General features: G+C 72.1%; 12 protein-coding genes. 4 read left to right on the plus strand and 8 right to left on the minus strand.

Features of this window, described 5'->3' with window-relative positions; genetic code table 11:
* Together ACBR40_RS16905 and ACBR40_RS16910 are read right to left on the minus strand one after the other, a co-directional pair.
* Positions 1-946, minus strand: a 946-nt coding sequence (locus ACBR40_RS16905; RefSeq protein ID WP_371249335.1) for a CopD family protein, incomplete at its 3' end; no start/stop codon positions are given.
* Positions 943-1,656, minus strand: a complete 714-nt coding sequence (locus tag ACBR40_RS16910) for a copper resistance protein CopC (protein ID WP_371249336.1) — start codon at positions 1,654-1,656, stop codon at positions 943-945. The genes ACBR40_RS16910 and ACBR40_RS16905, both read right to left, overlap by 4 nt.
* A 52-nt stretch (positions 1,657-1,708) precedes the next feature.
* Between ACBR40_RS16910 and ACBR40_RS16915 the strand changes: the two genes are divergently transcribed.
* Positions 1,709-2,491, plus strand: coding sequence for a class I SAM-dependent methyltransferase (locus tag ACBR40_RS16915; protein WP_371249337.1), 783 nt, complete (start codon positions 1,709-1,711; stop codon positions 2,489-2,491).
* Here ACBR40_RS16915 and ACBR40_RS16920 read toward each other — a convergent pair.
* The 3 genes from ACBR40_RS16920 to ACBR40_RS16930 all read right to left on the minus strand — a co-directional run bounded on the left by ACBR40_RS16920 (position 2,433) and on the right by ACBR40_RS16930 (position 4,918).
* Positions 2,433-3,269: an SDR family NAD(P)-dependent oxidoreductase gene (locus tag ACBR40_RS16920; protein WP_371249338.1), complete on the minus strand. Its 837-nt coding sequence runs from the start codon at positions 3,267-3,269 to the stop codon at positions 2,433-2,435. The genes ACBR40_RS16915 and ACBR40_RS16920 overlap by 59 nt on opposite strands.
* Positions 3,266-4,252, minus strand: coding sequence for a diiron oxygenase (locus ACBR40_RS16925; protein WP_344212477.1), 987 nt, complete (start codon positions 4,250-4,252; stop codon positions 3,266-3,268). The genes ACBR40_RS16920 and ACBR40_RS16925 overlap by 4 nt, the downstream gene beginning before the upstream one ends.
* A 66-nt stretch (positions 4,253-4,318) precedes the next feature.
* Positions 4,319-4,918: a TetR family transcriptional regulator C-terminal domain-containing protein gene (locus ACBR40_RS16930; protein WP_344212475.1), complete on the minus strand. Its 600-nt coding sequence runs from the start codon at positions 4,916-4,918 to the stop codon at positions 4,319-4,321.
* A 204-nt stretch (positions 4,919-5,122) separates the two neighbouring features.
* On the opposite strand from ACBR40_RS16930, the gene ACBR40_RS16935 reads away from it, so the two are divergent.
* The 3 genes from ACBR40_RS16935 to ACBR40_RS16945 are packed head-to-tail and all read left to right on the plus strand — an operon-like array spanning position 5,123 to position 8,810.
* Complete coding sequence (locus tag ACBR40_RS16935) at positions 5,123-6,289, plus strand: acyl-CoA dehydrogenase family protein (RefSeq protein WP_344212473.1); 1,167 nt, start codon at positions 5,123-5,125, stop codon at positions 6,287-6,289.
* Positions 6,286-7,320, plus strand: a complete 1,035-nt coding sequence (locus ACBR40_RS16940) for an acyl-CoA dehydrogenase family protein (protein ID WP_371249339.1) — start codon at positions 6,286-6,288, stop codon at positions 7,318-7,320. Before ACBR40_RS16935 ends, ACBR40_RS16940 begins: the two co-directional genes overlap by 4 nt.
* Positions 7,320-8,810, plus strand: a complete 1,491-nt coding sequence (locus tag ACBR40_RS16945) for an AMP-binding protein (RefSeq protein WP_371249340.1) — start codon at positions 7,320-7,322, stop codon at positions 8,808-8,810. Before ACBR40_RS16940 ends, ACBR40_RS16945 begins: the two co-directional genes overlap by 1 nt.
* Positions 8,811-8,813: 3 nt before the next feature.
* On the opposite strand, the gene ACBR40_RS16950 is transcribed toward ACBR40_RS16945, so the two are convergent.
* From ACBR40_RS16950 to ACBR40_RS16960, 3 genes are all read right to left on the minus strand, one after another.
* The gene (locus ACBR40_RS16950) at positions 8,814-9,812 is read right to left on the minus strand and encodes a helix-turn-helix transcriptional regulator (RefSeq protein WP_371249341.1); all 999 of its coding nucleotides are present in this window, start codon (positions 9,810-9,812) and stop codon (positions 8,814-8,816) included.
* 43 nt (positions 9,813-9,855) lie between these two features.
* Positions 9,856-11,283: an Nramp family divalent metal transporter gene (locus ACBR40_RS16955; protein WP_344212465.1), complete on the minus strand. Its 1,428-nt coding sequence runs from the start codon at positions 11,281-11,283 to the stop codon at positions 9,856-9,858.
* Positions 11,284-11,349: 66 nt separating this feature from the next.
* Entirely contained in the window at positions 11,350-12,135 is a 786-nt protein-coding gene (locus tag ACBR40_RS16960) for a GNAT family N-acetyltransferase (RefSeq protein ID WP_371249342.1), read from the minus strand.
* Positions 12,136-12,139 lie beyond the last annotated feature (4 nt).

The following is a 12,139-nucleotide window of genomic DNA, read 5'->3' on the forward strand; positions in this document are numbered from 1 at the left end:
GGGGGGGGCCCCGGCCGGTCCTGATGGCGGGCAGCAGGCGGAAGCGGATGTGCGCGGCCAGCGGCACCAGCGCGGCCACCAGCGCGGTCTTGGCCACGACCAGCAGGCCGTAGTGGCTGGTCACGATCGCGTCCGGCAGCGTCACGCCCGGCGTCAGCGCCATCGTGCCGAGCCCGGTCACCAGGCCCGACAGGCCGACCAGCAGCAGGCACAACGTCGCCAGCCGGGAGAATTTGGGCAGTGTCACCGCCAGCAGGTCGCGGTGCGGGCCCACGAAGGCGACGGTCGCGATCAGGCCGCCGGTCCAGGCGGCCGAGCCCATCACGTGGATCTCCATCGAGACCATGATCGGGTCGTGCCAGACCGAGTCGACGGCGTGACCGGTCACCGGGATGGGCAGCAGGCCGAACAGCGCCACGATCACCCGCAGCTCGGCGGGCACCTTCTCGCCGAACCGCACCGCCATCAGGCCGATCCCGGCGGCGGCGAGCGCGCACGCGGCGCTGAACAGCAGGCCCTGGCCCGTCCCGACATCCCCGACATAGTCGGCGATCATCCCGAACGTCGGCACGCTGCCCGGGTTCAGCTCCGCCGTCTGGAACACGATCGTCAGCAGGGCGCAGATCGCCCACGCCCAGGCCCCGACCACGGCCAGCGGACGCACCCGCAGCAGGATCGGCTCGGTGCGGTCGGGGGCGTCGAAGCCGAGCAGCTTCGGCAGCAGGCTCAGGCCGACCACGGCGACGGCGGCGAGGTCGAGCAGGACCCGTACGACGGGCAGGCCCACCTCGACGACCGGGCCGGGCATCGGGATGCCGGGGACGGCCTCCTGCGCGGTGAACGTGCTCGCCGCCACGGCCGCGACCACGGCGCACACACCGAACGCCCCGGCCAGCAGCTTCCCGCCGGTCCGGGGACGGGCAAGGGCAGGAGCCGCGACACTCACGACCGCACCCCCTCACCAGGGTCGGTGGTGGAGGGGGCGGCGGGCCCCGTCGGAGCTGAGGCAGCGGGTGCCGTCGGGTCCGGAGCAGCGGGTGCCGCTGGGGCCGAGGGCGGGGTGCCTGGTGTGGCGGGGGCCGGGGGTGGGGTGCGGCGGAGGGCGACGACGGTGCCGGCGGCGAGCAGCACCAGCGCCCCGACGATCCAGACGACCGCCATCCCGGCCCCGCCGTTCGCCGCCGCCTCAGCCGCCGCCCCCGAGGCCCCTGCGGCGTCCGAGGCCGCCACAGCCTCCGAGGTCGCCGCGGCGTCCGGGGTGGCCTTCGCGGGCGCCGGGGCGGCGGGGCCGGCCGAGGCCACAGTGAAGGTGAGCTTGCCGGTTACCGGGTGCCCGTCGGCCGACAGGATGCGATAGCCCACCACATACGCCCCGCCCCCCGGCAGCGCCTTGAGCTTCACCGACACCCGTTCCGCGGCCACCACCGCGTCCCCGTCGGCCCAGGAGGAGCCGTCCGCCCCGGTGACCCCGATCTGCGCGTACCCCTGCCGCACCGCCTGGTCGAAGACCAGCGTCACCCGCCCGGGCGCGGCCGTCAGCGTCGCCCCGTCCCGGGGGTCGCTGCCGACCAGCACGTTGTGCGCCTGAGCCGCGTACGGAGGTACGACCACCGCCGCGACACAGGCGAGCAGCAGGACCGTGAGTAGCCGCCTCAAAGCCGAAAGCCTTCCATCGAACACGTCAAGAACCCGTATATGGTCCCACCCAATGGGAGGAAGCCCGTTCAGCGGCGCGGCGCCGTACTACGCCCGCCACCGGCTGGATCACGGCGAGGAGGCCATCGCCCACGTGGCCGCCGTCCTGGGCAGGGACGCGACGGTGCTCGACCTCGGCTGCGGCCCCGGCACGGTGGCGATCCCGCTGGCCCCGCACGTACGCGAGGTCCTGGCCGTGGACCCGGACCCGGAGATGCTGGCGGAGGGCCGCCGCCGGGGCGCGCACCTGCCGAACGTCCGCTGGCTGTCCGGCGACTCCACCGGACTGGCCGCGCTGCCGCCGTTCGGCCACGTGGTGATGGGCCGTTCGTTCCACTGGATGGATCGCCGCGCGGTGCTGGCCGAGCTCGACCGGCTGCTCCCGCCGGACGGCGTGGTCGTGCTGCTGGGGCCGTCCCGGCAGCCGCCGGAGGAGCCGTGGGAGCCGGCGATGCGGCGGGTGCGCGCCCGCTTCGGCGTGGGGAAGCAGCCGGCCTCCGGCACCTACCAGGCGAGCGGCCTGCACCACCACGACGTCCTGGCCGCCTCGCCCTTCTCCGACCTCACCACGGCCTGCTGGGAGCGGCCCGTGACGAGCGGCCTCGACACCGTGCTCGGCCTGCAGTTCTCCTACTCCTACAGCACGCCCACCCATCTCGGCGAGCGGCTGGAGGCGTTCGTCGAGGACGCGCGGAGAGAGCTGCTCGCCGACAACCCCTCAGGCGAGTGGGAGCACGTCAGGCAGACCGAGGTGGTCGTGGCGCGCCGTCCTCCCGGCCGTCCTCCCCGCGGTTGACCAGCCGGGACGCCAGCCCGGCGACCCGCACCGCGCCGCCGGGCCACAGCCGCGCCAGCCGCCAGGCGATCCGCGCCGACGCGGGCGCCGCGATGACGGCCTTGCCGCGGGCCATGCCGCGCAGGACGTCCGCGGCGAGCGCGTCGGCGGAGTAGAGCCGTCCTGGGCCGATCGCCTGACGCGCGGCCGCGCCGATCCTGGTGGCGGGCAGCCCGGGGTTGGCGTTGTCGAGCAGCGGCGTGTCCACGAAGCCGGGGCAGACCACGCACACGCGTACGCCGTGCTCGGCCGCCTCGGCCCGCAGCGCCAGCGACAGCCCGACGACGGCGTGCTTGGTGGCGGTGTACGGGAGCATCAGCGGCGCCGGCACCAGCCCCGCCATCGACGCGGTGTTGACGATGTTCCCGTGCCCCTGCCGCACCATGATCGGGTAGGCCGCCAGCACCCCGTACACGACCCCGCGCAGGTTGACGTCGATCGTCCGGTCCCAGTGCGCCCGCGTCATCTCCAGCGCGGTGCCGCCGACCGCGATGCCGGCGTTGTTGACCATGAAGTCCAGCCGCCCGCGCTCGCCGGCGACCCGCTCGACGAGCGCGGCCACGGCCTCGGCGTCGGTGACGTCCACGCGCGCGTACTCCAGCTCGCCCTTGCCCCAGCCGGCGAGGTCGGCGGGCTCGTTCAGGTCGGCGACCGTGACGGCGACGCCGCGCGCGGCGAGCGCCCGCGCCAGCGCCCGCCCGATCCCGGACGCCCCTCCGGTGACGATCGCGGTCCTCACCGGCCCGCCGCCCCTGGCTCCGCCCAGATGCCCATGGCCCGCCAGAGCCGCCGGGTGAACCGGTTGACCAGCCCCAGCTCGGCGCAGAGCTCCCGGGTCTTGCCCACCGAGTCGCGGATCTCGCGCCGCGCCTCGGGGTTGCGCAGGTAGACCTCGGCGACGACGTTCGGGGGGATGCGGAAGTGCCGGATCATCGCGCCGGGCGGCGCGAGCATGATGCGGGCCATCACGCCGAGGATCAGCGGCGCGGCGACGCCCAGCATGAACCGCCGGTACGCGGGCATGCGCGGCACCCGGTTGCGCAGGTAGTGCCGGGCGAAGGAGATGTGCCTGGCCTCCTCCGCGATGTGGATGCGCATGATCGTCTCCTCGAGCGGGTGGTGCGGCCGGTCGTCCTTGAGCACCTTGCGCTGCACGTGGTCGATGGGATCCTCCCCGCCGAGCACGAACACGAAGAACAGCTCGGTCGAGATCAGCGGGATCAACGGCGCGACCTGCGCGACTAACGACAGCGGCCGCGGCATGCCCCGGATCGGCATCCCGGTACGGTTCACGAACTCCTGGAACATCATCCCGTGATGTCCCTCTTCAATGGTCTCGTGGTAGACGTACCGGAACTCCGGCGACCCGTTCGGCAGCCGGTAGGCGTAGTTGAGCAGCCCGCGCTTGAGCAGGTTCTCGAACTGCAGGCCGATCTTCATGGCGGTGGCCACCCGCCACAGCCCGATCGCGGCGCGCGTCTCCGGGGTCCTGGCGCGGTACCAGGGGTGCCCGCCCAGCTTGTCCACCCCGGGCAGCTCCCACCGGGGGTCGGCGGGGTCCACCCGGTACTCGGGGTCGTCCCAGGGGATGTCGCGGTAGGGCTCCCAGTGCTTGTCCACCGACGCCTTGGACAGGCGGTCGATGACCGCCCGGTAGGCGGCGCGGCCGGCCACCTGCTCGTCGGCTTCCCTGGCGGTGATAGAGCTCGGTGCGCGTGTCATCGCATGCACTCCTCTCCTCGCCAAGTAATTGTACGAACTGTCCAATAACTCGGGAAGAGGGGTGTTTCACAGCTTTTCTAGGGATACGCCGAGTTCGTTCGCCGCCGTCGTACGGATCAGCGTGTTGATCCGCCGCCGCGAGAGCACCTTGGGATGCACGTTGATCTGGATGGCCAGCCCGTCGATGAGCCCGAAGATCCGCCAGGACGCCCCGTCGGGGTCGGGACAGGTGAACTCGCCCGCCGCGGCGCCGTCCTCGATGATCGCGCGCAGCAGCAGGCGGCCGTGCGTGTCGATGCGGCGGGAGATCTGCTCCAGCTCCGCGTTGCGCATCGCCTCCGCCCACGCGTCGATCCACAGGCGCCAGCCCTCCGGCTGCATGGTGGGGGCGCACACGCGCAGCAGCCGGCGCAACCGGTCGAGCGGCGCGGCCTTGGACTGCTCGATGTCCTCCAGCGTGGTCAGGTGCTGCCGGGCGGCGTACATGAAAGCCTGGGCGAACAGCCGTTCCTTGCTCTCGAAGTGGTAGAAGAGCAGGGCCTGGCTGACCCCCGCCGCGCGGGCGATGTCGACGGTCCTGGTGTGGCCGAAGCCCTGTTCCGCGATCACCTCGCAGGCGGTCTTCAGGAGATCCTCACGCCGTAATCGGCTGAAACCAGATGTCACAACGGGTAACTCTTTTCAATGCTGACTATCTTCATGATCATGGTATCGGCCGGTCCTCGCCCGTAGTCGATCAGGGCCGGAAACCATCCCTTACCCGCTCGCCTGGGCCTTCACCCCCAGGTACGCCGCGTCGGCAGAGCAATGCTCTATGCGTCCCGCGTTCGCCTGATTAGAGTAAGTGAGCACTGATACCGAGGAGTCGAAGTGAACCTTGCTGACTACCGGCGTGCAGCCAGGGCCTGGCTGGAGGAGAACGCTCCGCACGGCGATCCGCCCGGGACGGACGCCATCTCCAGGGCCAAGGAGTTCATGGCCAAGCTCTACGACGCCGGCTACTCCGGCATCACCTGGCCCGCGCAATGGGGCGGCCAGGGGTTGACGCAGGCGGAGGAGCGCGCCTTCGCCGCCGAGGCCCGCGACTACACCCTGCCCACCTACGTCTTCTCGATCGGCCTCGGGATGACCGGCCCGACCCTCGTCGACCGGGGCACCGACGCCCAGCGCGAACGGTTCGTCCGCCCGCTCCTGCGCGGCGAGGAGATCTGGTGCCAGCTCTTCTCCGAGCCGGGCGCGGGCAGCGACGTCGCCAGCCTGCAGACCAAGGCCGAGCGCGACGGCGACCACTGGGTGGTCAACGGCCAGAAGGTGTGGACCTCGGTGGCCCACCACGCCGACTGGGGGCTGCTGCTGGCCCGCACCGACGTGGAGGTGCCCAAGCACAAGGGCCTCACCATGTTCGTGGTGGACATGCACCACCCGGGCGTGACCGTACGCCCGCTGAAGGACATGTCCGGCCGGTCCAACTTCAACGAGATCTACTTCGACAACGTGATCATCCCCGACGAGCACCGCGTCGGCGAGGTCAACGACGGCTGGAGCGTGGCCGTCACGACGCTGCTGCACGAGCGGCTGTCGATCTCCGCGGGCGTCGGCATGGGCGGCTCGAAGGACCACCCGGCCTCCGTGGAGGCGCTGCGCAAGGTCCTCGACACGAGCGACCCGCTGGTCCGCGACCAGCTCGTCGAGCTGCACATCCGCAGCCGCGCGCTGGCCCTGTTCAACCAGCGCCTGTCCCAGGAGACCAAGGCCGGCATCTTCCCCGGCGCGCGGGGGAGCGGCGCCAAGCTGCTGCTGGCCGAGCTCACGATGTTCCAGGCGGACCTCGCCACCCAGCTCGTCGGGCCGGAGACGGCGCTGGCCGACCACCCGCTCGCCCAGGCCCTGTCCATCGCGCCCGGCATGGCGCTCGGCGGCGGCACCAACGAGATCATGCGCAACATCGTGGGCGACCGCGTGCTCGGGCTGCCGCCGGAGCCGCGGGTGGACAAGAACGTGCCGTTCAAGGACCTGAAGGTGGGGACGCAGGCGTGAAGCTCGTACTCGGCGAAGAGCAGCGGCAGCTCCAGGAGTCCGTCAGGTCCTTCCTGGGGTCGGCCGCGCCGCTGCGCAAGGCCCGCGAGGGCTACGACCCGCAGGTCTACGCCCGGCTGAACGGCGAGCTGGGCCTGTCCGGCCTGATCATCCCCGAGGAGTACGGCGGCGCCGGCGCCGGCCTCACCGAGCTGTCGGTCGCGCTGGAGGAGACCGGCGCCGCGCTGCTGCCGGGACCGTTCCTCGCCACCGCGTTCGCCGCGATCGCCCTGACCGCGACGCCCGACAAGGAGCTGCTGTCCGGCATCGCCGACGGCCGCCTCGCCGCCACCCTGGGCCTGCCCGCCGGCGACGCGCTCACCTGCGACGGCACGTCCGTCAGCGGGCGGCTCGCGCAGGTGCTGAGCGGCATAGAGGCCGACGTGCTGGTCACGCCCGCGACCGCGGCCGACGGCGGCGCGGTCATGGTCGCCGTCGAGCTGACCGCCCCCGGAGTCACCAGGACCGCCCTCGACGCCCTCGACCTCACGCGCGGCCAGGCCGAGATCGTCCTCGACGGTGCGCCCTGCCGGGTGCTCGGCCCCCGCAGGGACGACGGCGTCATGGACCGGGTGTGCGTCGCGCTCGCCGCCGAGCAGCTCGGCGTCATGCGGGCCGCGCTCGACGCCATCGTCGCCTACGCCAAGATCCGCGTCGCCTTCGGCCGCTACATCGGCTCCTACCAGGGGGTCAAGCACAAGCTCGCCGACATGCACAACAAGCTCGAACAGGCCGAGTCCATCGTCAGGTACGCCGCCTGGGCCGCCGACGAGGCCCCGGACGAGCTGCCGGAGGCCGCCGCGCTCGCCCAGGCGTACATCGGCCGCGCCTGCTTCGAGGTCGCCCGCGACCACCTGTTGCTGCACGGCGGAATCGGATACACCTGGGAGCACGACGCTCACCTGTTCTACAAGCGGGCCAAGACCGACGAGGTGCTGCTCGGCCCGCCCCGGATCCACCGTGCCCGACTCGCGGAGCTCCTGGAGCTGTGATGGACTTCGACAAGACTCCCGGTTTCTACGCCATCGCCGCCGCACACCCCGACCGCCTGGCCATCATCGACACCGACGGCGCCCGCACCACCTACGGCGAGCTGCTCACCCGCGTCAACCAGGTCTCGCACGGCCTGCGCGCCCGCGGGCTCGGCGTCGGCGACGTGGTGGCGGGCGTGCTGCCCAACGGCATCGACGCGGTCGTCATGCTCATGGCCACCGGCCAGCTCGGCCTCTACTACGTGCCGATCAACTGGCACCTGACCGAGGCCGAGGTGGCGTACATCCTGCGCGACTGCGACGCCAAGGTCGTCGTCACCGGCCCCGACCACCAGGTGCCCGGCGCCGAGGTCGGCACGGCCGGGCTCGCCGCGGGGCAGCCGGGCGACGCGCCCGCCGACCGGACCAGCGGTGCGGTCATGTGGTACACCTCCGGCACCACCGGCTTCCCGAAGGGCGTCCAGCGGTCGCTGCCGGGCGCCGAGCCGGAGGCGATCGTGCCGCTGTACGCGTGGTTCTTCGGCGAGGTCGTGGACCTCAGGCCGGGCGACGAGACCCACCTCGTGACCTCGCCGATGTACCACTCCGCGCCGTGCGCGCACACCCAGTTCGCGCTGCACTTCGGGCACACCGTGGTGATCACCCCGCGGTTCGACCCGGAGAACATCCTGGAGCTGGTCCAGCGATACCGGGTGACCAACGCGATGATGGTGCCGACGATGTTCCACCGGATGCTCCAGCTCCCGGAGGACGTACGCGCCAAGTACGACGTCTCCAGCCTGCGCCAGGTCATCCACACCGCGGCGGCCTGCCCGGTCGCGGTCAAGCAGCAGATCATGGACTGGTGGGGGCCGGTGCTCTACGAGTACTACGGCTCCACCGAGTCCACGATCGCCTTCGCCGTCAAGCCGCACGACTGGCTGGCGCGGCCCGGGACGGTGGGCCGGCCGGCGCCCACGTTCGAGGCGAAGATCCTCGACGAGGACGGCGAGGAGCTGCCGCCCGGCGAGCCCGGCATGATCTACGTGAAGTCCACGATGGGCCGCTTCGAGTACCGCAAGGACCCGGCGAAGACCGCCGCCAGCATGCGCGGCGAGTGGTACACACCGGGCGACATCGGCTATCTCGACGAGGACGGCTTCCTGTTCCTGTGCGACCGGCGCACCGACCTCATCGTCTCCGGCGGGGTGAACATCTACCCGGCCGAGATCGAGGCCGCGCTCCTGGAGCACCCGGCCGTGGCGGACGTGGCCGTCATCGGCGTGCCCGACGAGGAGTGGGGGCACAACGTGGTCGCGCTCGTCCAGCCGGCCGAGGGCGTCGAGGCGGGTCCCGAGCTGACCGCCGAGCTGCTGGAGCACTGCGGGCCGCGCATCGCCAGGTTCAAGCACCCGAAGGTCGTCGAGTACCGCGAGCTGCTGCCGCGCACCCCCACGGGCAAGCTGTCGCGTTCGAAGGTGCGTGCCGAGTACCTGGACGGAACGGCATAGGCACTACTCCGGGCCCGGCCGCCCGCCGGGCCCGGACCGGCCGCCGGCCGCGCGGCGGTAGCGCTCCGCCAGCCGCCCCACGGCCTCGGCCAGCTCCGGCGGGTCGAGCACCTCGAAGTCCTCGCGGATGAACCCGACCCAGACCGCCAGCCCTTCGAGGTCGTCGCCGCCGACCTCCACCAGGCAGCTCGCCTCGTCGCGCGGGCGCGCCTCCATGCCCAGCCTCGCGAGGTAGCCGAGCCGCCCGGCCGGGGCGTGCACGAGCAGCGTCGCCCGGTGGCGCACCATCGCCGTGGTGACGCCGTGCTCCACGTAGGCCGCCACGTCGCCGTCCGCCGGCAGCTCGCGCGGGACGAACCGGGGGCCGCCGGGGGTGCGCGGCCGGATCCGGTCCACCCGGAACGTACGCCAGTCGCGCCGCTCGACGTCGTACGCCACCAGGTACCAGCGGCCCCGCCGGTGCACCAGCCGATGCGGCTCGACGTCACGCACGGTGTCGTCGCCGTCGTGACCGGTGTAGTCGAAGCGCAGGCGCTCGTGGTCGCGGGCCGCGTTCGCGATCGTGGTCAGCAGCTCGGGCGGCACGGCGGGCGCGCCGGGAATCCGGTACGCGGCCTGCACGGTGTAGGAGTTGAGCGCCTGCACCCGGCGGCGCAGCCGCGCCGGCAGCACCTGCTCCAGCTTGGCCAGCGCGCGCACCGACGTCTCCTCGATGCCCTCGACGCCGCCGCCCGCCGCCCGGCCGAGCCCGACGGCCACCGCCACGGCCTCCTCGTCGTCGAGCAGCAGCGGCGGCAGCGCGGCGCCCGCGCCGAGCCGGTAGCCGCCCGCGACGCCCGGCGTGGCGTGCACCGGGTAGCCGAGCGCGCGCAGCCGCTCCACGTCGTTGCGGATGGTCCGGGTCGAGACCCCGAGCCGGGAGGCCAGCTCGGGGCCGGACCACTCGCGGTGCGCCTGGAGGAGCGAGAGCAGCTTGAGCAGGCGGGCGGAGGTTTCCAGCATGACGCCCAGTCTGCCCGCTCTCGCGGAAGGAACCGTTCCTTGTTCAGAACAGCTTCTGCGCCTGCTGCACGACGGTCAGCACGGTCAGCGTGCCGAAGAACGCGACCGACCAGACCAGCGCCCCCAGCCGGTACGACCGCACCCTGATCTCCCTGGGCAGGGCCCGCCGGTTGAGCACGATCAGCAGGATCGAGTACACGAACATCATCACGGCCGCGAAGCTCGCCGAGAACACCAGCAGGATCAGCGGCTGGTCGAAGCCCAGCAGCAGGATCACGACGCCGACCAGCACCAGCGCCCACACGGTCAGGAAGTAGACCCGGTTGACCGACACCGGCCGGTCGCGCAGGTAGACGGTCTTGATCGTGTCGGAGGCGAGCCGCGAGGTGTAGTCGACGATGCCCATCGCCGAGGCGAACAGCGCCAGCGCGCCGATCACCCAGAACAGCACGCCGAACCACGCGCCGACGGCCTCCTGCAGCGCCCGGCCCTCCACCTCCAGGAAACCGATGCTGTTCTGCAGCCCCTCCCGGCCGAAGACGGTCGAGTACGCCAGCATCGACATCAGGGCGATCGTCACGAACGACACCAGGGCGAACGTCCACGCCTGCTCGACGTTGGCGAAGCGCCACCACCGCCGCCAGCGGGCCAGGTTGCCCTCGGTCGGGGCGAACTGGTAGCCCGTCGTGGGCGCCGCCTCCTCCTGGCCGGTGACCGGGCTGACCAGGCGGGGGACGTACAGGCCCATGCCGAAGCCCTTGTCGCGGATCCAGTTGCTCTGGCACAGGTTCTGGCCGCCGCCCGCGCCCGCGTACGCGATGGCGCCCATGAGCACCGCGAACTCCAGCTCGGGCACCGGGAACCCGGCGTTCACGGTCATGCCCTTGCCCAGCTCGACCCAGCTGTCGGCGGTGATGGCGAACAGCACCGCCACCACGATCAGCGTCACGACCAGGGCGATCTTGAGGAAGATCACCCGTTCGAGCAGCGTGTAGATCACCGGTGCCAGGGTCAGGCCGAGCGCGATCAGCAGCAGCATGCCGATCGCGATCCACCGGACGCTGCCCGCACCCGTCCCGGTGAGGTACGTGACCATGGTGGCCGAGCTGGTCACCCAGCCCGGCCACAGGTTGGAGCAGAGCGTCATGAGGACGAAGACCAGGCCCCAGTGCCGCCACATGCGGCTGAAGCCGGTGAGCGCGGTCTCGCCGGTGGCGAGCGTGTAGCGCTCGATCTCCATGTTGATGAACCACTGCGTGATGATGCCGATCGCCGCGCCCCAGACGAAGATCAATCCGACTTGGGAGGCGATGTACGGCCAGAGGATGAACTCGCCCGACGCCAGGCCGACGCCCGCGCCCACCAGGCCGGGGCCGATGACGCGCCAGGTGGATCGGGGAGGTTCGGGCAGGTCGCGGACGGTGACGGGGGGTAGGACTCGCGCAGGAACGGTGGGGGTGAATTCCGCCATGCGGATCTCCTTGCTCGGCGTGCCTCACCGATCACCTTACAAAGACCGCCAACGGGGGTGAAGTGGTCAGTGAACCCACACTTCGTACTCGCCCCGATCGGTGAACCCGATGACCTCGCCGCCCGCGCCCATGAGCCCGCCGAGCGCCGTGCGCACCGCCGCACGCCACTCCGCGGCCGTGCCGGGGTCGGTGCGGCGCAGCTCCTCGACGTCGGGCGGGGTGCTGACGAGCACCACCTCGCCGCCCGCGAGGTGGAAGACCGGGCGGCCGTCCTCGCAGGCCAGGAGCGCGCGCGGCGGCTCGTCCACGGCGGGCGCGTCCGCCGCGGCCCGGCGGTCCTGGTCCACCTGCCACACCGCGAGCAGCCGGTCGGAGGCGTCGCCCTCGTTGATCGCGTCGGCCATCGTCCCGTAGAAGTCCTCCAGGTACTCCTCCGGGCGGGCGCCCAGCTTGACCAGGTTGAAGCGGGCGTTGCGGCGGACCAGCGGGTCGAAGGTCCAGGTGATCCGCCGCAGCCCGCGCTTCCTGCACCAGTCGCGCTGGTGGAGCTTCAGCGCGTAGCCGACGCCGCGGCCCGCCGCCGCGCCCGTGACGTGCGAGTGCAGCGTGCGGTCGGCCGCCAGGAACCCGACGGACGCGCCGACCAGCGTGCCGCCCTCGTAGGCCCCCGCCACGTAGCCGCCGCCGTGCGCGAAGCCGATCATCAGCTCCAGCGGGACGGGCACGTTGCGCGGCTCAGGATGCCAGATGTCGTCGAACAGCCGGTTGACCTGCTGGAACTCGTCGATCTCCGACAGCTCCCTGATCACGACGCCGGCCCTGGCCGCCGCCTGCTCGCTCGCGGGTGTCATGTTC

Origin of the sequence: Nonomuraea sp. AD125B (genome assembly GCF_041402765.1) — a bacterium.
Lineage (GTDB): Bacteria > Actinomycetota > Actinomycetes > Streptosporangiales > Streptosporangiaceae > Nonomuraea > Nonomuraea bangladeshensis.